The 19314-nt window shown below is 60.0% G+C and carries 16 protein-coding genes; 8 read left to right on the top strand and 8 right to left on the bottom strand.

The genetic code is table 11. The features are described from left to right. Positions 1 to 86: 86 nt before the first annotated feature. From QZ511_RS09200 to QZ511_RS09190, 3 genes are all read right to left on the bottom strand, one after another. Positions 87 to 3800, bottom strand: coding sequence for a nitrate reductase subunit alpha (locus QZ511_RS09200; RefSeq protein ID WP_295801894.1), 3714 nt, complete (start codon positions 3798 to 3800; stop codon positions 87 to 89). Positions 3801 to 4000: 200 nt separating this feature from the next. Then, positions 4001 to 5035 (bottom strand): phosphotransferase, encoded by a 1035-nt coding sequence (locus QZ511_RS09195; RefSeq protein WP_295801892.1) that lies wholly within the window; start codon positions 5033 to 5035, stop codon positions 4001 to 4003. A 20-nt stretch (positions 5036 to 5055) separates the two neighbouring features. Then, positions 5056 to 6291, bottom strand: coding sequence for an acyl-CoA dehydrogenase family protein (locus QZ511_RS09190; protein WP_295801890.1), 1236 nt, complete (start codon positions 6289 to 6291; stop codon positions 5056 to 5058). 150 nt (positions 6292 to 6441) lie between these two features. Between QZ511_RS09190 and QZ511_RS09185 the strand changes: the two genes are divergently transcribed. Together QZ511_RS09185 and QZ511_RS09180 are read left to right on the top strand one after the other, a co-directional pair. After that, positions 6442 to 7341: a LysR family transcriptional regulator gene (locus tag QZ511_RS09185; RefSeq protein ID WP_295801888.1), complete on the top strand. Its 900-nt coding sequence runs from the start codon at positions 6442 to 6444 to the stop codon at positions 7339 to 7341. Positions 7342 to 7463: 122 nt separating this feature from the next. Beyond that, complete coding sequence (locus QZ511_RS09180; RefSeq protein WP_295801887.1) at positions 7464 to 8516, top strand: isoaspartyl peptidase/L-asparaginase family protein; 1053 nt, start codon at positions 7464 to 7466, stop codon at positions 8514 to 8516. A 29-nt stretch (positions 8517 to 8545) separates the two neighbouring features. Here the strand turns inward: QZ511_RS09180 and tcdA are convergent, their stop codons facing one another. The 3 genes from tcdA to QZ511_RS09165 all read right to left on the bottom strand — a co-directional run bounded on the left by tcdA (position 8546) and on the right by QZ511_RS09165 (position 10492). After that, positions 8546 to 9346, bottom strand: a complete 801-nt coding sequence (tcdA, locus tag QZ511_RS09175) for a tRNA cyclic N6-threonylcarbamoyladenosine(37) synthase TcdA (protein ID WP_295801885.1) — start codon at positions 9344 to 9346, stop codon at positions 8546 to 8548. Positions 9347 to 9461: 115 nt separating this feature from the next. Then, a complete protein-coding gene (locus QZ511_RS09170) occupies positions 9462 to 9926 on the bottom strand; it encodes a peptidylprolyl isomerase (RefSeq protein ID WP_295801883.1) in 465 nt (154 codons plus the stop codon). A 206-nt stretch (positions 9927 to 10132) separates the two neighbouring features. Then, the gene (locus QZ511_RS09165) at positions 10133 to 10492 is read right to left on the bottom strand and encodes a hypothetical protein (RefSeq protein ID WP_295801881.1); all 360 of its coding nucleotides are present in this window, start codon (positions 10490 to 10492) and stop codon (positions 10133 to 10135) included. 341 nt (positions 10493 to 10833) lie between these two features. On the opposite strand from QZ511_RS09165, the gene QZ511_RS09160 reads away from it, so the two are divergent. The 4 genes from QZ511_RS09160 (at position 10834) to QZ511_RS09145 (ending at position 15076) form a co-directional block, all read left to right on the top strand. Further along, a complete protein-coding gene (locus tag QZ511_RS09160; protein ID WP_295801879.1) occupies positions 10834 to 11250 on the top strand; it encodes an HIT family protein in 417 nt (138 codons plus the stop codon). Positions 11251 to 11420: 170 nt separating this feature from the next. Continuing rightward, entirely contained in the window at positions 11421 to 12209 is a 789-nt protein-coding gene (locus QZ511_RS09155; protein WP_295801877.1) for a DUF2807 domain-containing protein, read from the top strand. 255 nt (positions 12210 to 12464) lie between these two features. Then, complete coding sequence (locus QZ511_RS09150; protein ID WP_295801875.1) at positions 12465 to 13892, top strand: YcjX family protein; 1428 nt, start codon at positions 12465 to 12467, stop codon at positions 13890 to 13892. Then, positions 13892 to 15076 (top strand): TIGR01620 family protein, encoded by a 1185-nt coding sequence (locus tag QZ511_RS09145; protein WP_295801917.1) that lies wholly within the window; start codon positions 13892 to 13894, stop codon positions 15074 to 15076. The genes QZ511_RS09150 and QZ511_RS09145 overlap by 1 nt, the downstream gene beginning before the upstream one ends. Before the next feature lie 69 nt (positions 15077 to 15145). Here QZ511_RS09145 and QZ511_RS09140 read toward each other — a convergent pair whose 3' ends face one another. Next, positions 15146 to 15670 (bottom strand): hypothetical protein, encoded by a 525-nt coding sequence (locus QZ511_RS09140; protein ID WP_295801873.1) that lies wholly within the window; start codon positions 15668 to 15670, stop codon positions 15146 to 15148. Positions 15671 to 16092: 422 nt separating this feature from the next. Here QZ511_RS09140 and gorA point away from each other — a divergent pair, with 422 nt between their 5' ends. Next, complete coding sequence (gene gorA, locus QZ511_RS09135) at positions 16093 to 17454, top strand: glutathione-disulfide reductase (protein WP_295801871.1); 1362 nt, start codon at positions 16093 to 16095, stop codon at positions 17452 to 17454. A 123-nt stretch (positions 17455 to 17577) separates the two neighbouring features. On the opposite strand, the gene QZ511_RS09130 is transcribed toward gorA, so the two are convergent. Further along, positions 17578 to 17931: an HPF/RaiA family ribosome-associated protein gene (locus tag QZ511_RS09130; protein WP_295801868.1), complete on the bottom strand. Its 354-nt coding sequence runs from the start codon at positions 17929 to 17931 to the stop codon at positions 17578 to 17580. A gap of 568 nt (positions 17932 to 18499) precedes the next feature. Here QZ511_RS09130 and QZ511_RS09125 point away from each other — a divergent pair. After that, positions 18500 to 19314 (top strand): hypothetical protein (locus QZ511_RS09125; RefSeq protein WP_295801867.1); only part of this gene is annotated, 815 nt, incomplete at its 3' end.

Below are 19314 nucleotides of genomic sequence, written 5' to 3'. Positions count from 1 at the left end.
CGGTTCAACAACCGCCTGTATTTCGAATTCCCAACGGTCCATATCGCGCAGGACCCCTTACTCAAGGCGTCTGCACCCCAGCGCCGTCAGCTGTGTACTTCCTTGTCAAACCAGTTGATCTCGTTCATTTTGCGCACCACCACAAACTGGTCGCGGTTGGCGCCCACGGTGCCGTAATAATTGAAGCCGTAGGCCAGCTGGCAGTAGCCGCCAATCATGTGTGTCGGCTTCACATTGATACGGGTGACCGAATTGTGAATCCCGCCGCGCTGGTTGGTAATTTCCGAGCCTACGGTATTCACGATTTTTTCCTGGGCGTGATACATGATGGCGGTACCGGCCATCACCCGCTGCGAGACAATCGCGCGCGCGGTCAGGGCGCCATTGATATTGAAGGCTTCAATCCAGTCGTTGTCCTCGATACCGGCCTGTTTTGCATCCACTTCACTGATCCACACCACCGGGCCGCCACGGTTGAGGCTCAGCAGAATCAGGTTTTCGGTGTAGGTGGAGTGAATCCCCCACTTCTGGTGTGGAGTGAGGATATTCAGCTGGATTTCCGGGTTGCCGTTGGGGATTTTCCCCAGTACCTGTTTGACCGAGCGGGTGTCGATGGGTGGCCGCCAGGTGACAAAACCCTCGCCGAAGGCCAGCATCCACTGGTGGTCCTGGAACAAATGCTGGCGCCCGGTGAGTGTGCGCCAGGGGATCAGCTCGTGCACGTTGGTCCAGTTCGAGGTATAGGAAACGTGTTCACTCTCGATACCGGACCAGATTGGCGAGGAAATGATTTTGCGCGGCTGTGAGACCACATCGCGGAAGCGGATTTTCTCCTCCTCCTTGCCTTCCGCCAGGTGCAGGTGGTCGCGGCCGGTTGCCTTGGCCAGAGCCTGCCAGGACTTGACCGCGACTTCGCCATTGGTTTCCGGCGCGAGCATCAGGATGGCTTCACAGGCCTCGATATCCGTTTCGATTTTCGGGCGGCCGGCGCACTCGCCGGTGGTAACGGTGCCATTGAGGCTCGCCAGGTTGGCAATTTCGCTGTCGGTATTCCAGTTGAGGCCCTTGCCGCCGTTGCCCTTGGATTCCAGCATCGGGCCGATGGAGACAAAGCGCTCGTAGGTGGCGGGGTAGTTGCGCTCCACCACCGCGATATCCGGCATGGTGCGTCCGGGGACCGGTTCACATTCGCCTTTTTTCCAGTCCTGGGGCTGGTAGGGCTGGGCAATTTCCGCCGGGGTGTCGTGCTGGATGGGTGTCAGCACCAGGTCCTGCTCGACCCCGAGTACTTCCGGACACACCTCGGAAAACTTCTTGGCAATGCTTTTGAAAATATCCCAGTCGCTGCGGCATTCCCACACCGGGTCCACCGCCGCGGTCAGGGGGTGGATAAAGGGGTGCATGTCCGAGGTATTGAGATCGTGCTTTTCATACCAGGTGGCGGTTGGCAGCACTATGTCGCAGTACAGGCTGGTGGTCGACATCCTGAAATCCAGGTTGACCATCAGATCCAGTTTGCCCGCCGGTGCCTTGTCGTGCCAGGCGACCTCGGTGGGCCGTTTGACTTCATTGCTTTCCTCGGTGCCCACCACACCGTGCTGTGAACCGACGAAATGCTTGAGGAAGTACTCGTGGCCCTTGCCGCTGGCGCCCAGCACATTGGAGCGCCAGAAAAACATATTGCGCGGCCAGTTTTGCGGGTGGTCCGGGTCTTCACAGGAAAAGCTCAGCTCCCCGGACTTCAGCTTGTCCGGGATCGCCGCGCGAGGGTCAGCGCCGGCCTCCTTGAGCTGTTTTGCCAGCTGCAACGGGTTGGTCTGCAGCTGGGGTGCGGACGGCAGCCAGCCCATGCGCTCGGCGCGCACGTTGTAGTCGATCATCGCGTGGTCCCAGTCGCCCTCGGGGGCGAGCGGCGACAGGATGTCGGAAACCTTGAGGGATTCGTAGCGCCACTGGTCGGTGTGGGCGTAGAAAAACGAGGTGCCGTTCATATGACGGGGCGGGCGGGTCCAGTCCAGGCCAAATGCCAGCGGCAGCCAGCCGGTCTGTGGCCGCAGTTTTTCCTGGCCGACATAGTGGGCCCAACCACCCCCGGACTTGCCGCAGCAACCGCACATTACCAGCAGCGCGATAATGCCGCGATAGTTCATGTCCATGTGGTACCAGTGATTCAGGCCTGCGCCCAGAATCACCATGGAGCGGCCCTCGGTTTTTTCCGCGTTGCTGGCAAACTCGCGCGCGACGTGAATGATGTCGTCGCGCTTTACCCCGCACACGACTTCCGCCCAGGCGGGGGTAAACGGCACATCGTCATCGAAGCTCTGTGCGGTATTTTCACCGCCAAAGCCTCGCTCTACACCGTAGTTGGCGAGGAACAGGTCGAAGGTCGAAGCCACCCGGCAAGGGCCGTCTTTCAGGTCGAGGGTCGCTACCGGCACGCTGCGGTTGAGGATGGTATCGTGCGCGGTTGCGGTAAAGGTCTCCGGGGCATCGGCGCCAAAGTAGGGGAAGGCGACGTCTTCGCGGGCATCGGTTTGTTCCACGAGACTCAGCATCAGTCGGGTCTCGCGACCCTGGCCATCTTTTTCCTCCAGGTTCCATTTCCCTTCCTGGCCCCAGCGGAATCCCGCAGTGCCATTGGGGCAGACAATTTCGCCGCTGATTTCGTCGTATGCCACCGGCTTCCAGTCCGGGTTGTTGGACTCGCCGAGGGCGTCGCTGAAGTCCGCTGCGCGCAACAGGCGGTCCGGCACCAGACGGCCGTCGCGCTCAACCAGTTTTACCAGAAACGGCAAATCGGTATAGCGCCGGGCGTAGTCGATAAAATACGGCACTTGTCGTTTTACATAGAATTCGGACAGGATCACATGTCCCATGGCCAGGGCCAGGGCTGCATCGGTCCCCTGCTTGGGATGTAGCCAGAGGTCGGCAAACTTGCAGGCCTCGCTGAAGTCCGGGGAGACCACCACACTCTTGGTGCCCTTGTAGCGAACTTCAGAATAGAAATGTGCGTCCGGCGAGCGGGTTTGCGGGATATTGGAACCCCATACCAGCAGGTAGCTGGAGTTGTACCAGTCGGCACTCTCCGGCACGTCGGTCTGTTCGCCCCAGGTCTGGGGAGAGGAGGGGGGCAGGTCGCAGTACCAGTCGTAAAAACTCAACAGGGCGCCGCCGATCAGTGAAAGGTAGCGGCCACCGGCGGCGTAGGAAACCATCGACATGGCGGGAATCGGCGAGAAGCCCGCCACCCTGTCCGGTCCGTATTTGTCGATGGTATAGGCGTTGGCGGCGGCAATAACTTCGGTGATTTCCTCCCAACCCACCCGCACGAATCCGCCGCGGCCGCGACGGGATACCCAGCTGTCGCGGGTGTCCGGTTGTTCGACGATACTGCGCCATGCGGCGACGGGAGATGCATTGGCGCGCGCGGCACGCCAGGCCTTGATCAACCGGGCGCGCACCAGCGGGTATTTTACCCGGGTTCCGGAGTAGAGGTACCAGCTGTAACTGGCGCCGCGCGGGCAGCCGCGGGGTTCATGATTGGGGAGGTCGGGACGGGTGCGGGGGTAATCGGTCTGCTGGGTTTCCCAGGTGACGATGCCGCCTTTGACGTAGATCTTCCAGGAGCAGGAGCCGGTGCAGTTGACCCCGTGGGTGGAGCGCACGATTTTATCCGCGGCCCAGCGCTTGCGGTAGGTGTCCTCCCAATCGCGCGATTCATCAGTGGCGATTCCATGGCCTTCCGAGAATTTTTCCGAGTGTTGGCGGAAGAAGGTCAGGCGGTCTAGAAAATGGCTCATCGCAAGCCCATCCCTGAGGAAAATTGAGTCTGTAAATCCTCAACTTAGGAGTCACTTTCAGGGGTGTCAAACCGGTTCTGGGGGAATCCGACCGGCTGGCGCTGGCTGCGACGAGAAAAATTTTCCGTGAAAGTTTTGTGGTAAAAATTGCGCCTAACTGGTTTTCTACGTCGGCTTAAATCGCGCAGTTTTCCTCGCAGCTAACAGACCGTCGTTTCGCAGATATCCGCGGCCATTGCCGCCAGTGGTTTCACCAGTTCTCCCATTTGCAATGCCTTGGCACTGGATGCGTTGCCTTCCAGTGCGCGCTTCTTTACGCCCTGCAGAATGGCGGCGAAGCGGAAGAAGCAGAACGCCAGATAAAAGTTCCAGTGGGGAATGCCGGAAAGGCCGCGGCGTTCACAGTACCACTCAACATATTCGGCTTCCGAGGGGATGCCCAGGTCCGGGCGGGATAAACCGCCGAGCCCGGAAAGTACACCGCCGTGGGACATGCGCAACTGCATACACTGGTACGCGAGATCAAACAACGGGTGGCCCAGGGTGGAAAGCTCCCAGTCCATCAGTGCCAGTACCTTGGGCTCGCCGGGGTGGAACATCATATTGTCGAGGCGGAAGTCGCCGTGCACCAGCGTCACCTCGCCGTCGTCCCGGGGCAGGTTTTGTGGCAGCCACGCCATCAGCATATCCATATCGGCAATGCTCTCGGTGGCCGACGCCTGATATTGCTGGCTCCAGCGGTTGATCTGGCGCTCATAGAAATTCCCCGGGCGGCCGAAGTCCGCAAGCCCCGCGAGTTCCACGTCCACGGAATGCAGTTCCGCCAGTACCCGGTTCATTTCCCGGTATACGGCGCGGCGCGCGGAGGCGTTCAACTCCGGCAGGGCCGGGTCCCAGAATACCCGTCCTTGCACGTATTCCATCAGGTAAAACATGCTGCCGATAACGGACTCGTCTTCACACAGATGAAACACCTCCACCACCGGAACGGGAGTGTCCGCGAGGGCGGAAATTACACGGAATTCCCGATCCACCGCGTGGGCGGACTTCAGCAGGGTGCCCGGCGGCTTGCGCCGCAGCACATAGCGGCCGCTGGCGGCCTTGATCAGAAACGTGGGGTTGGACTGGCCGCCGGCGAACTTCTCTGCCGCCAGCGGTCCGTGAAAGCCCGGTACCTGCTGTTCCAGGTACTGGGCCAGCCGGTGTTGATCAAATCCAAAGGTGTTGTCGGACATGTTCTCTCCCTGTACTGCGATCAACTGTGCCGGGTTTTCGGCGCGTACTGGCCGATCACCTGCTTGCCCAGGGCCATCATGTGGACCTGGTCGGGGCCGTCTGCCTGGCGGCACCAGCGGGCATAGTTGAACGCCTCCGCCATAAAGTAGTCTTCCGTCAGACCGCCGGCGCCGTGCATCTGCATACAGCGGTCGAGAATTTCCTGCACCAGTTTCGGCACCGTGATCTTGCTCGCGGCGATCATGTCCCGCGCGGCGCTCGCCCCCACCTCGTCCATTTTTCGGCAGGTTTCCAGTACCAGCAGGCGCGCCATCTGGATCTCGGAAAAACTGCGGGCGATATCTTCGCGCACCGACTGGTGTCGGCTCAGCTGGCGGCCGAAGGTAGTGCGACTGGTGACCCGTTCACAGGTTTCTTCCAGGGCGCGCTGGGCGGCGCCGATCAGGCGCATGCAGTGGTGGATGCGGCCTGGCCCGAGCCGCCCCTGGGCAATTTCGAAGCCGCGGCCCTCGCCGAGCAGGACGTTGTCCAACGGCACCCGTACATTGTCAAAACGGATCTCGGCGTGGCCGATGGGGGCGTCGTCGTAGCCGAGGGTGGTGAGCGGGCGCACCAGGGTGATTCCGGGGGTGTCTTTCGGCACCAGTACCTGGGTCTGCTGCTTGTGCCGGTTGGGGTTTTCCGGGTCGGATTTTCCCATCACGATCAGAATTCTGGTGCGCTCGTACAGGGCGCCGGTAATAAACCACTTGCGTCCATTCAGCACCCACTCGTTGCCGTCGCGCTGGATGCGCAATTCGATATTGGTGGCGTCTGAAGAGGCCACCTGGGGCTCTGTCATGGCGTAGGAGGAGCGAATCTCGCCGTTCAGTAAGGGCGTCAGCCAGCGCTCGCGCTGCGCATCTGTGGCGTAGCGCATGAACACTTCCATATTGCCGGTGTCCGGCGCATTGCAGTTGAACACCTCCGGCGACCAGATCACCCGTCCCATCTGTTCCGCCAGTGGTGCGTAGTCGAGGTTGCTGAGCCCGCCGAAGTCACTGTACTCCCCGTGTGCCGTGGGTATGAACAGGTTCCACAGGCCCTCGTTGCGGGCCTTCTGTTTCAGACTGTCCATCAGTGGCAGCGGCGCAAAGCGGTTTTCCGCGCTTTCCAGTTGCTCGCGATAGCTGCGCTCGCTGGGATAGATCTGTTCTTCAAAAAAACACTGCAGTTTGGCCTGCAGGGTCATCGAGAGGTCACTGAACGTGAACATGGGCTTCTCCGGATGCAGTCGTTTCCTGTGCGTCATTGACAGCGGATGCCGGAGACTATAAAAAATCGGTAACAATCATCCCAATTTATTCTGGTGATGCAGTTTCATTGATCTGGTTAATGCAGATTTTACCGTGTGAGGGGGGAGCGGATGCGCCTGGACAAAGTCGATCTGAATCTGTTTGTGGTATTCGATGCCCTCTACCGCGAGCGCAGTGTGACCCGGGTGGCGCAGCTGCTCAACCTGACCCAGCCCGCGGTCAGCAATGCCCTCGGCCGGTTGCGCCAGACCTTTGACGACCAGCTGTTTGTGAAAACCCGCGAGGGCATGTGCCCGACGCCGGTTGCCGACAGTGTGGTGGCGGATGTGCGCGAGGCGCTGTCTCTGCTGGGGCGCAGTGTCGGTGTCAATGCGCGCTTCGACCCGGCCCGTTCCGAGCGGGTGTTCCGGCTCGGCATGAATGACCTGGCGGAATCCCTGTTGTTGCCCAGCCTGCACGAACGGGTGCGCCGCGCCGCTCCGGGGGTGGCGATCACCAGCTATTACGTGGAGCGGGAGGCGGCAACTGCGGACCTCAAGGGCGGGGTCATCGATCTGTTGCTGGATGCACCGGCGGTGAATGCACGGGAGCTGGGCTGGTGTTCACTGGGGGCGCTACCTTACGTGGTGGCGATGCGCCCGGAGCACCCGTTGGCGTCCGCGCCGCTGTCCCTCGACAGCTATCTCGCCGCGGAACACCTGCACGTCTCCAGTCGCCGCAAGGGGCGCGGGCAGGTGGATATGGCGCTGCACGGCCTGGGCATGCGGCGCATGGTGGCGATGCGGGTACAGAATTACCTGGTGGCGGCGCGAATTACGGCCGGCACCGATCTGCTGTGGACGGTGCCGCGGGTGCTGGCAGATACGCTGCCGCTGACGACGGTGTCCCTGCCATTTGTGGTCGAGCCACTCAGCTGGAACCTGTACTGGCACAAAAGCGCCGAGGATGACCCCGCCAGCTGCTGGATGCGGGACATGGTCGCCGGGGTTACCTCTGAAGTGCTGGGCTGAGACCGGCTGGCCAGAGGCTGGCGAATGGCATACCTTTGGTTGCTGCTGGTCGCTGTATTTCTAGTCGCCGTATTGCTTGAATTTCCACAGTGTATTTAAAAGAACTTAGAAAGGATTCCGCCATGGGTACAGGCAAATTTATTACTCGGTTTTTCACCGCGATTCTACTGGTCGCCTCCGCCACTGCGGCCGTGGCGGAAGCCCGCGAGGATGTGCCCATCGCTATCGCTATCCACGGCGGTGCCGGCACCATCGAAAAGTCCAACATGACACCGGAAAAGGAGCGCGCCTACCGCGCGAAGCTCGAAGAAGCCGTGAACGCGGGATACAGGGTACTGGAAAAGGGCGGAGAGAGTCTCGACGCGGTAATTGCAGCGATCAATGTGCTGGAGAATTCCCCCCTGTTCAACGCCGGCAAGGGCGCGGTTTATACCTATGAAGGTACCCATGAACTGGATGCCTCCATCATGGATGGTCGCGACCGCCAGGCCGGTGCGGTGGCGGGGGTAAAACGTATTGCCAATCCGATCAACCTGGCGCGCATGGTAATGGAGGATTCGCCATTCGTGATGCTGTCCGGTGCCGGTGCCGAGGAATTTGCCCGCAGTCGCGGGGTGGCGATGGTGGATAACCAGAGCTTTGATACCGAGCAGCGCCGCAAGCAGCTGGAGAAAGCGAAAGAAAAACTCGAGCGGGAAAACAAACAGGATAAGGATTATCAGGCCGCGGTGGATGCACTGCCAATACGGTACAAAATGGGCACCGTCGGCGCGGTGGCCCTGGACAAAAATGGCAACCTGGCAGCGGGTACTTCCACCGGCGGAATGACCGCGAAGCGCTACGGCCGCATTGGTGATGCACCGGTGATCGGTGCCGGTACCTTTGCCGACAATCGCTCCTGCGCGGTCTCCGCCACCGGCCACGGCGAATACTTTATCCGTTACAACGTCGCCGCGGATATCTGTGCGCGGGTGCAGTACCAGGACAAATCCATTGCCACGGCGGCGGATGAGGTCATCAACCGCGTGCTGAAGCCGATCGGCGGTACCGGCGGAGTTATTGTGCTGGATCCCGCGGGGCAGGTTTCCCTGGTGTTCAATACCAAGGGCATGTACCGGGGCAGCCGCACCAGTACTTCACCGGTGCGGGTGGCAATCTTCGATGATGAAGGTTGATGCGTAACAGGGGCGACGAGTAGCGGCAATCAGGTTTTCTGTTTGAGCAGGCGCTCGATTGCCCGGGTGGCAGCGAGAAAACCGAAGGTACCGGTGACCATGGTGGCGGCACCGTAGCCGCCGCTGCAATCCAGCTTGACCCCGTCCTGCATGGCACTTTTCTGCTGGCACACTTCCCCGTCCGGTTGCGGGTAAACCATGGGTTCCGCGGAATAAATGGCGTCCACGCCGAACTGGCGTTTGCGGGATTTCTGGAAGTTGTGAAAGCGGTACAGGTGCTGGCGTACCTTGGCCAGCATCGGGTCGTTATGGGTGCGACCGAGGTCGGCACTGGTGATTTCAGCGGGGTTTTTCTTGCCTCCCGCGGAGCCCACGGTAATCACCCGCAACTTGCGCGCCTTGCAGTAGGCGATCAGTGCGGCCTTTACCCGCGCGTTGTCGATGGCGTCAATAACGATATCAATCCGTGCATTTTCCGGATCCAGAAGCTCGGCGAAATTGTCGCTGGCGATAAAGTCCTCGTGGGTGTGCACGGCGATTTCCGGGTTGATCTGGCGCAGCCGCACGGCCATTTCCGCTACCTTGATCTCGCCCACGGTTTCCGCCAGCGCGTGAATCTGCCGGTTGGTATTGGTGATGCAGATATCGTCCAGGTCGATCAGGGTCAGTTTACCCACGCCGCTGCGGGCCAGGGCTTCCGCGGTCCAGCTGCCGACGCCGCCGATACCGATTACCACCATGTGCGCGCCGGCGAGCCTTTCCAGTGCCGATGCACCGTACAGGCGGCCGATGCCACCAAATCTTTGCAGGTAGGATTCACTCAAACTCATGGGGGTAAATCATCTGTTTCAGTGGCCGGAGAGGCCGCGGACCGAGGTGCTGGAAGGGTAGAATAAAGGAGAAGTACAGAAAAGCGGAGCAGGGTGTCCTGCTCCGCTCGGGAGATCAGTGTACGTGGCCGTGGTCGATCTCTTCCGGAGTCGCTTCGCGCACGGAAACCACTTCGATGGCGAAGTGCAGTTCCACGCCTGCCAGCGGGTGGTTACCGTTGATGGTGACCTGATCGCCGTCGATATCGATGATTTCCACTTCAATCGGGTGGCCTTCGGTGCTCTGGGCGCGGAATGCCATGCCCACTTCCAGCTTCTCAACACCGCCGAAGGCGCTGCTCGGCAGGGTCTGGATCAGGTCCGGGTTCTGCGGGCCATAACCTTCCTCAGCCGGAATCACCACGTTGAATTTGTCACCGGCACTCTTGTCCAGCATTTCCTTTTCCAGACCCGGGATGATGTTGCCCACGCCCTGCAGGTACTTCAGCGGCTGGCCGCCTTCCGAACTGTCGATCACGGTTCCTTCGGCGTCTTTCAGGGTGTAGTTGATCTCCACAACACTGTGGTTCGCAATTTTCATTGGCAGTCTCTTGTATCTTGAGAGTGGGTGGTAGCGCTTACCGCTTACAGACAGGAAGGCAAACGGGGGAATAAGGCTGTGTGAGCGGCCATTGTAGAGATGGGGTCTGCAGCTCGCAACCGGCGGCCTGTTGTGCGGGGAGAGCCAGAAGGGGAGGGGGGACCACTGCCGGTCCGGCAGTGGTGGACATCCTGTGAGAGATGGTGTCAGCAGGCGATAGAGAGTTGCAGGTCGCTGTCGCCGTAGTAGTCGCCAGCGGTACGCACCAGGTTGTGGCTGAAGTTGGGGCAGAACCCCAGCTCTTCCAGGCGCGCCTGCAGGAATTCGAGCATGGCCTCAAACAGGGTGGGGTTCAGTCCGCGGGCCAGGAAAGAGGCGCGGGCAGAGTGCATCGGCTCCGGTTGTCCCGACAGCACGTGGTTCAGGAACTGGGCCTGACGGCTGCTCTGCTTACCGTGATCGCTGGAATCTTCGGCAGACAGGTGCTTGCCGATCACCTGATAAAATTCATCCACGGTGTGTTGGACGAACTCTCGTCCACCCAGTTGCTCCAGCAGGTTCTGCATGGTGTCTCCCCCCTGAGACGTTGGTTTGGCGTTCAGAGTGGGGCCGGTACCTGAATGTAGATTTGCGCGGCGGCACGTTGCCGGTACTGCGCTGGCGACCGATGCCCCCTTGCGATATGGGCGGCAAGATTAAGGGAAGGTTGCACTAGTGCCAACGGTTGGCAACGAAATTGTCACGGACTTCCACGGGTATTCTGGCAATGGTGCATTGCTGCGCTACCCTTCGGCGGCAAATGCTTTCGCTGACTGTTCGGCCACTGGCTGTTAGACTTGCAGCGAGCGTCTGGTCCGCTTCACGCCTGGACCGGGCACACCCAAATTACTGGATTTTCGAGGCACCTATGGCGAGTATTTTCACCCAAATCATCAATGGTGACCTGCCGGGTCACTTTGTCTGGCGGGACGATGTGGCGGTGGCAATCATGACCATCGCACCGATCAAGACCGGCCACTGCCTGGTGATTCCGGTGCAGGAGATCGATCACTGGGATGATGTTCCCACCGATATCAATGCCCACCTGATGGAGGTCGCCCAGAAAGTCGCCAAGGCGCAGAAAAAGGTATACCAGCCCGAGCGTGTAGGGATCATGGTGGCAGGTCTCGAGGTGCCGCACACCCATTACCACCTGGTGCCGATCGACGCGATCGGCGATCTCGATTTTTCCCTGCAGAAGCCCGCCGAGTCGGAAGAACTGGCTGCAGAAGCCGCCCGTCTGCGCGCTGCCCTGGTGGAGCTAGGGTATGCAGAAGCCGGTTAAACCCGGGATGGCGGCGCAATGATGTACATTAGCGATCGCCAGCGACGCCTTCGCTCAGAGTCCGCCTGGTGGACAGCATTATGGGATGGCGATTTTTTTTGAAAAGCGTGCATCCAAAGTCGTCGCCCGCCGCGTCACAGTGGCAGATAACAGAAAAGCAGGAATCCAATATGTTCTCCAGATCCCGTTTTGCCGCTCTGATGGCGGCCTTGATGCTGCTGACCGCAGGGTTGGCCCAGGCCGAAGGTGGCAGCAAGAGCTTTGCCCTCGATGGCTTTACCGGAATCGCTCTGAAAGGCAGTTCCCACCTGGAAGTGGTCCAGGGCGAAAGCTTCTCCGTCACCGCTACCGGGCCGGCCGACGCCATGGAGTTCGCCAATGCGGAAGTGAAGGGCGATACCCTGGTACTGTTCGTTGATTCGGACAAAAAGAGTCTGTTCGGAGTGGTCACCGTGACGTCAGAGCCCGAAGTGCGCTATCACGTGACCCTGCCGAAGATCAACAAGATCCGGGTTACCGGCTCCGGCGAGGCCCACGCGGAAGCGCTGGAAAGCGAGCAGCTCGAACTCAAGGTAACGGGTTCCGGCGTGATTCGCGTCGACAAGGTGGCGGCGGAAGAGTTGAATACCGAGGTGACCGGTTCCGGGGATCTGCTAGTGGGCACCGTGCTCGCGGTGAGCGGTTCTGCCGGGATTACCGGTTCCGGCGATCTGCGCCTGGAAAACTTCGTCGGCGAAGCGCTGTCTGCCCAGATCCGCGGATCCGGAGACATGGTGATCGGCGGCAAGGTGGGTAGCCTCAAGGTGAACATCATGGGCTCCGGGGACTTTGTCGGCCGCGCTCTGCGCGCCAACGATGCCGGTGGTGCCATCATGGGTTCCGGTGACATAGTGCTGCAGCGCCCGGCGAATGAGTCCTTTTCGGTCATGGGCTCCGGGGATATTGCCCTGGTGGACTGATCTGGCTGTCGCCTGATCCGGACTGGCTGCAGTTTTAATAGCGCAGCATAAGCAGTGTAAAAAGAAGCGCGGTGCCGAGAGGCCCGCGCTTTTTTATGGTCGTTTGGGAGGGGATGTGCCTGCGGCTTCATATATAGGGGAGCTAGACTTGGACGGAACACTCGGTCACAGTTGTGGCTGTCGAATAGCGAGGAAGTTCATTGAAACAACTGTACAGGGACCTGTTGTCCCGGGCGGCGGTAGAGGGGGTGTGCGATGACCGATGAACGCGGCAGCCGCGGCCGCCTGCACAAGCTGCGCTCCGGATTGCGACGCCTGCGCCGGGAGGCCGCAGACAAATCTCACTGGGCTGCTGAAAGGCTGCTGGACCGCCGAATCTGTATCGGTATTACCGGCCTCAGCGGCGCCGGCAAGTCGACCCTGATCAGCAGCCTGATCTACCAGCTCAGCCACCCGGATCGCGCCCAGTTGCCGGGCTTTGCGCCGGCTCTGAACGGCCGTCTGCTGGGGGCGGAACTGCACCCGGCACTGGATACCGGACTGCCGATGTTTGAATACGAGCGCTGCCTGGACGCGCTCACCGCGAATCCTCCCCGCTGGCCGGAATCCACCCGCGAACTGTCTGCCATGGAGCTGCATGTGCACCTGCAGGGGCGCCGCCTGGGAAGGAGTTACCGCCAGACCGTGATTCTGGAATTGCGTGATTATCCCGGGGAATGGTTGATGGACCTGCCGCTGTTGCGGCTTTCCTTTGCCGAGTGGTGCCGCCACCAGGGCAGCCTGCTGGAGGCACAGCCGCGAGCGAACCTCGCTCCGGAGCTGATTGCGCGCCTCAACGCGTTGCGCCCAGCAGGTCCCGCCGATCCCCGCGAGCTTGATCTACTTTGGCAGGACTACCGGCAGTTCCTGCGGGATTGTCGCGGGCAACTGAAACTCAGTTATCTGCAGCCGGGACGCGCGCTGCTGGATGGGGATGAATACGGGGTACTGCCATTACCGCAGCTGGGGCACATGACCGCGGCGGAACTCGAGGCGCTGCCAGAAGGCAGCGTCTACAAGGTGGTGGAGAGGCGCTACCAGACTTATGTCGAGGAAAAGGTTACGCCGTTTGTGGAAAGCCATTTCCGGCATCTCGACCGCCAGCTGGTGCTGGTGGATCTTATCAGTACCCTGTTTGCCGGCGAGTCGTCACTGGACGATATGCGCCAGGGCTTCAAGCATATTGCGGACACCTTCCGTTACGGTAACAGCGGCCTGCTGCGCAAGCTGTGGCGGCCGCGTATCGACCGCCTGGTATTTGCCGCTACCAAGGTGGACCAGGTACTGGCAGCGGATCACGACGCGCTGCGCCAGCTGCTGGGGCAACAGCTGCAACAGGCGTTTTCCGGTGCCCGCCACCGCGGCCTGCCGCTGTACTGCGAGGCAATCGCCGCGGTGCGCTGCTCCAATGAAAGCAGCCGCGACGGTCGCCGCTTGCTCGTGGGGCACGATATGGACGGTCGTTACCTGGGCTTCGAAAATGCCGAGATACTGCCGCACCCGCCGCGGGATGGCGACTGGCAGCACTATTCCGGCGGCCTGCCGCCGCAACTGCGCCCGCCGGCGGGAATCGGCCGGGAGGGCTATATGCCCCATATCCGCATGGACGCGCTGTTGAATTTATTGCTTGGAGACAAGGTGTGATGAATTCTGACAAGCCAGAAAACGCCGCGGACCCGTCGCGGCAATCCGGCGCCGAGCCCTCCGGGGATCGAGGGCCGCGCCGCCAGACGCGCATCGAAAACCTCGAGACGGACCAGGAGTCTGAAAAGCACCGCGAGCGGGCGCAGACCCGGATCGAAACCCTGACGGAAGAGGGCAGCCAGCTCCCCCGGTCCATCACCACCGGTGAATCCCTGCCGGACAAAATTTCTTTCTCGGAACTGCGCCTGCCGACGTTCCGCCTGCGGCTGTGGAAGCCCGCACTGCTGGCGGCACTGGCGCTGGTGTTTGGCGCCGTGTTCTGGGAGCTGAGGCAGTTCTTTTACTGGGCAGCGGACATGCACTGGAGCCTGGGGGTTCTGGCGGCGGTGGTGATCGGCGCACTGGTGCTCACCATGGTCAGCGCGGTGTGGGAATACTTTCGCGCCGGTCGCCCGCTGCGCAAACTGCAGAAAACTCAGGAGCTGGCGGCAGAAGTGCGCGACAGCCGTGCCACCGATGCGGTGGAGCCCCTGAACGAGCAGTTGCGGGAACTGTTTGCGGGCAAACCGCAGGGCGCGCTGCTGGCCCGGGTTCAGGAAGAAACCCCGGACTATTACGACAACAGCGAACTGCTGCGGCACCTGGAAATCAATTTCTTCGAAGCGCTGGACCAGGAGGCGCTGCGGCGCATCGTCCGCCACGCCACCACCACCGGGGCGCTGGTTGGCCTGAGCCCGTTTACCACCCTCGATGTACTGGTGGCCCTGCGCCAGTCCATGCGCATGATCGACGATGTGGCGCAGATCTACGGTGTCAGGCCATCGGTTGTGGTGCGCTGGCGGTTGTTCAAGAAGATCCTCGCACTGGTAGCCTACAGTGGTGCCAGCGAGTACGCCGTCAGTGAACTGTGGCCGGAACTGGTGGGGGACAGCATGCTGAGCACGGTGTCTGCCCGCCTGGGGCAGGGGATGGGGGCCAGCCTGTTCATGGCCCGTATCGGCCTTGCAGCGGTGCACAGTTGTCGCCCAATCCCGTTTTCCGAAAAGCAGCGCCCGCGGCTGGGAGCGCTGACCAAGCGCATCGCACTCAGCCTCAAGGAGCGGTTATTGGGGCGGGAAGAATCGGTTGCGGTGGCGACACAAATCAAATCCGGGCAGGGATCTGGAGTCAAGCGCCAGGGGTGAAAAAGCAGAGGAAGGGCACGTATCCATCCGGGCGCAGGCGCCCGGATGTACGGAGAGCTAGCCGCGGGATTACTGGAACTGCTTTTTCATCAGCATGCGGGTGTGGTGCTGATCCACCAGCTCCGCGAGTGTCTCGAAACGGCTCTTGATAAAGGGCGTCGGGTTGTTGTTGCCGGCGTCGTCCGGGTACTCAACTCCTTCGCGCACCAGTTGCAGCTCCTTGGCCAGTGCATCGATGGCCGCGAAGATGTCCCGGGTATTTTTCTGATCGTAGAAAACGTAGCTCTGCCCACTGTCGAGCAGGTAGTCGTTGCACTCATTCAACCACGCTGAGCGCTGCTCGAGGAAGTTGATGGTGTTGCGGATACCGCCCTTGTATTCCGGTTTGAAGTTTTCGTTGACGTACTTGCCGAGGCTGCGCATGCCATAGTCCACAAACTGCTCCACCACGCTGTTGCAATAACTCGGTGTCAGGTAGGAGGGGTGGGTTTTGGCCATGGAGAAGCCGCTCGCGAGCAGCAGAGTCATCGCTAGCAGAACCTTGGCGGCTGCGGTGGGAAAGTTAAAAGCAAATGTAGTGTCTGTAGTTTTCATTTTGTATGCCCTGCTGTTGTTGTCGCTATCAGGCTTTTATTTGTGATAAACATCACATGAATATCGAAACGACTTTCTAATGTCAACGGCTTTTATGGACCGAAAGGCACTAAAGTGCCAATAGCAGAGCTGGCGCACATTTGTTCCTGGTGTATTTGTGGTAGAGCTCGGAAATAAGTGCCGAAAATGCGCTGTTTCGTATAAAAATTGGACAGGCTTGCGGTGCGCGCAGGCGGCGTTTTGCGTCCGGAATCGAACTGTCGGCGCGGGGCAGGTAAACTGAAAAACATTGTCACCGATGCCGGCGGTCGCTGAAAAAAACGGCGGTTCGGCACCGGGGAAATTGTGGATGAAGAGTGTTGTCGCTGTAGAGTGCTGCCGGGATTGCCGCGCTGGCGCAGTCCGGGTTCCAGGAGAAAGTTTTGGCTGAATACGATTTTGATCTGTTTGTAATTGGCGCCGGTTCCGGCGGGGTGCGCGCGTCGCGTATGGCTGCCGCTGCAGGAATGCGCGTTGCAGTGGCGGAAGACCGCTATATGGGTGGAACCTGCGTCAATGTGGGCTGCGTGCCGAAAAAACTGTTTGTTTATGCCAGCAGTTACCGCGAGTCGTTTGAGGATGCCCGGGGTTTTGGCTGGCTGGGGCAGGAGGGAGCCAATTTTCACTGGCCCACACTGCGCGACAACAATGCCAAAGAGATTTCCCGGCTAAACGGTATTTACCGCAGTCTGCTCGACAACAGCAAGGTTACGGTCATCGATGGCCGCGCAAGATTGGCCGGCCGTCACGAGGTGGTTGTAGGCGACCAGGTCTATTCCGCCGAGCGGATTCTGGTGGCAACCGGTGGCTGGCCGTATGTGCCCGAATTCCCGGGCAGTGAATTTGCCATAACTTCCAACGAGATCTTCTCCCTGGAAACGTTCCCTCGGCGCATTCTGGTGGTGGGGGGTGGCTATATCGCAGTGGAGTTCGCCGGTATCTTTGCCGGTCTGGGCGCAGAAACCCATCTCTCATATCGCCGGGATCTTTTCCTGCGCGGGTTTGACCGGGATGTGCGCAATTTTGTGCGGGATGAGATGGCTAAAAAGCAGGTTGACCTGCATTTCAACCACCAGGTGGTCGCTATTGAAAAGCAGCAGGACGGCAGCCTGCTGGTGCGGGAGGATGATGGCGAAACCCTGGTGGTGGATGCGGTGCTGTTCGCGACCGGACGCAAGCCAAATACTGCCGGGCTGGGCCTGGAAAAGCTGGGGGTGGTGCTGCATAAGGACGGTACCATTGGCGTGGATGACAACTTCCGCAGCAGTGTTACCTCCATCTATGCCTTGGGCGATGTTACCGGGGGGCCGGAACTGACGCCGGTGGCACTGGCGGAAGCCATGGCGCTGGTCAAACACTGGCAGACCGGTAAAACCGCCGAAATTGACTACAACAATATTCCCACCGCGGTGTTCTGCCAGCCCAATATCGGCACTGTCGGACTGACAGAAGAAGAGGCGCGCCAGGCCGGGATCGAGGTGGCTATCTTCAAATCCGACTTCAGAGCCATGCGCCACACCGTGAGTGGCCGCGACGAGCGTACCCTGATGAAACTGATCGTCGACAGGGCGAGCGACAAGGTGGTGGGCGCGCATATGGTTGGGCCGGACGCGGGAGAGATCATTCAGGGCATTGCCGTCGCCATGAAGGCCGGTGCCACCAAGGCGGTGTTCGACCAGACCATTGGTATTCACCCCACTGCGGCGGAAGAGTTCGTCACCATGCGCACCCCGGTCGGGGGCTAGTTCCCCGGGGGCGGGGTATTACTCGTCCAAACTGGATCACCCACAAAAAAGGCGATGCACGATCTGATCAGTGCATCGCCTTTTTTATGCCGGGTCAGTGCTCTGACCCGGATTCACGGGGCCCTATTCGGTTTCCTGTTCCAATTCGGGCAGCTGGTGGCGCCGTGTTTTGCGGCGGCCGCCGCGCTCTTTCAGGCAGCGTTCGGCAGAGTTGAAGGCCGCGTTGACCGCACGGTGAATGGATTCGCTTTCATTGGTAATGGTTACCGGGTTGCCACTCAGGGCCAGTTCCACAGAGGCCTTGTACTGCTTCCCTTTGTGCTTGTGTTGGTGGGGGGCTTCTAGGACCACACGGCTTCGTATGATATCGCCACAATAACGTTCCAGCTTGTTGAGTTTCTTGGCGACGGTGTCTGCCAGAGCTGCAGATTTGTCGATGTCGCGGAACACAATGTTATCGTAAGGCGCAGATTTCATGGGCACTACCTCCAGTTATAAGGGGTCCATGCAGGCCGCTAATGCGGTTTGCTGGTAAAAAAGGTAGGGCGCCCTTTAGGGAGTGCTGCTCAGAAGGAAACCAAATCACCAGAGGTCGCAGATTGGGTGCTGACTATTTCAGCGTCGGTTGTTTTGCGCCCGGGTCGGTTTTCCAACTGGGTCAGGAGTAACTCCCTATGACCCATAATGCGATTCTCTGAAAAAAAATCAAGCGCTCTGTACTATTAAATGTCACAAAAAATTGTTAGCAGCGGTGGAACTTTTTCCGCCCGGATGAATACGCACTTTTGCGGGCTGGGTCACTCTATGTGATGCGTTCTGTTTGGCATGGTCATTGCTGAGGTATTTCGTCTGGGGTAAATTGTGTGGCTATGTGCCATGCCGGTAGCGAACTGGCTCCGTTTTAGTGCACAGACTCCTCGAATTTCGAAGTAAATAATCAAACAATGGACTTTTGGCTATGGCGGTAAACCGTGGTTGCTCGCTGCTTTTTGCGGGCTTGTTGGGGGCGTTGAGTGTTGGGGTTGCGGCTCAGTCGGCTTCATCATTGACGGTAGAGCAGAACAAACTTGCACGAATTGAGCAAAGCCTGGAAAACCGGCAGGTTGAGCTGGAAGATGTCGAGAACGAAATTCTGGGTTACGAATACAAGCTGGAGCGTGCAGAAAAGTCCCTCGCGGATGCCCGCAAGCACTACGCTACCAGCCTGCAGGAGCTCAAGGCCGCTGAGCGTGAGCACCAGGCTGCGCCGAGCTCAGACACCGAGCGGGCGCTGCGCAAGGCCAAGCACGGTTTTGCGATGGCGGAACGTGGAGTAGACAGCCGCAATCGCCGAGTAGAATTTATCCAGTCCACCTACAGCGAGCTGCAGGCGCGCCTGGAGAAGTCCCAGGCTGCTGTCGCCCGGGGCAAGGGGCGCCTGGCGGATCAGCAGAAGCGCGTGGACGGCATGGTCCAGTCCATGCTGGTGCAGGCCGAGGCGCAGAAAGCCAGGGCCAAGGCGGCGAGCAAGGCGCCTGCACCGGCGAAGCCGGAACCTGCTGCTCCGCTGAGCAAGCCGGAACTGCCCAAACCCTCACTGGCGTCTCTGGAGTCCGCGAAGCCTGCGGTTGAGCCGGCAGTCCAGCAGCGCGAAATTGATCCCGACCTGATGGAGTATGTGCAGGGTGAGCGGGAGCGCTTGGATAAGTTGCTGGCGGATACAGAGGGCGATGACCTGGGCAAGCATACCTTCCGCCACCTGTCCCTGCGCACGTCGGGCGGTGAATCCCTGGATTTTGAGTTCCTCGGGCATAACCAGTACCGCCTGGTTACACCGGTAGAGTCGGGGCGCCAGACGTACAAGATCAACAACTGGAAATT

The organism is uncultured Microbulbifer sp., assembly GCF_913055755.1.
Lineage (GTDB): Bacteria > Pseudomonadota > Gammaproteobacteria > Pseudomonadales > Cellvibrionaceae > Microbulbifer.
Note: the sequence above shows the minus strand (reverse complement) of the source record. Positions and strands in the feature narration are given on the sequence as shown.

Excerpts from the sequence above, each read along its gene's own strand:
- QZ511_RS09180 (WP_295801887.1), top strand. The coding sequence starts at position 7,464 with ATGGGTACAGGCAAATTTATTACTCGGTTTTTCACCGCGATTCTACTG.
- QZ511_RS09155 (WP_295801877.1), top strand. The coding sequence starts at position 11,421 with ATGTTCTCCAGATCCCGTTTTGCCGCTCTGATGGCGGCCTTGATGCTG.
- QZ511_RS09200 (WP_295801894.1), bottom strand. The coding sequence starts at position 3,800 with ATGAGCCATTTTCTAGACCGCCTGACCTTCTTCCGCCAACACTCGGAA.
- QZ511_RS09190 (WP_295801890.1), bottom strand. The coding sequence starts at position 6,291 with ATGTTCACGTTCAGTGACCTCTCGATGACCCTGCAGGCCAAACTGCAG.
- QZ511_RS09160 (WP_295801879.1), top strand. The coding sequence starts at position 10,834 with ATGGCGAGTATTTTCACCCAAATCATCAATGGTGACCTGCCGGGTCAC.
- QZ511_RS09195 (WP_295801892.1), bottom strand. The coding sequence starts at position 5,035 with ATGTCCGACAACACCTTTGGATTTGATCAACACCGGCTGGCCCAGTAC.
- QZ511_RS09130 (WP_295801868.1), bottom strand. The coding sequence starts at position 17,931 with ATGAAATCTGCGCCTTACGATAACATTGTGTTCCGCGACATCGACAAA.
- QZ511_RS09145 (WP_295801917.1), top strand. The coding sequence starts at position 13,892 with ATGAATTCTGACAAGCCAGAAAACGCCGCGGACCCGTCGCGGCAATCC.
- QZ511_RS09165 (WP_295801881.1), bottom strand. The coding sequence starts at position 10,492 with ATGCAGAACCTGCTGGAGCAACTGGGTGGACGAGAGTTCGTCCAACAC.
- QZ511_RS09150 (WP_295801875.1), top strand. The coding sequence starts at position 12,465 with ATGACCGATGAACGCGGCAGCCGCGGCCGCCTGCACAAGCTGCGCTCC.
- tcdA (WP_295801885.1), bottom strand. The coding sequence starts at position 9,346 with ATGAGTTTGAGTGAATCCTACCTGCAAAGATTTGGTGGCATCGGCCGC.
- QZ511_RS09140 (WP_295801873.1), bottom strand. The coding sequence starts at position 15,670 with ATGAAAACTACAGACACTACATTTGCTTTTAACTTTCCCACCGCAGCC.
- QZ511_RS09170 (WP_295801883.1), bottom strand. The coding sequence starts at position 9,926 with ATGAAAATTGCGAACCACAGTGTTGTGGAGATCAACTACACCCTGAAA.
- QZ511_RS09185 (WP_295801888.1), top strand. The coding sequence starts at position 6,442 with ATGCGCCTGGACAAAGTCGATCTGAATCTGTTTGTGGTATTCGATGCC.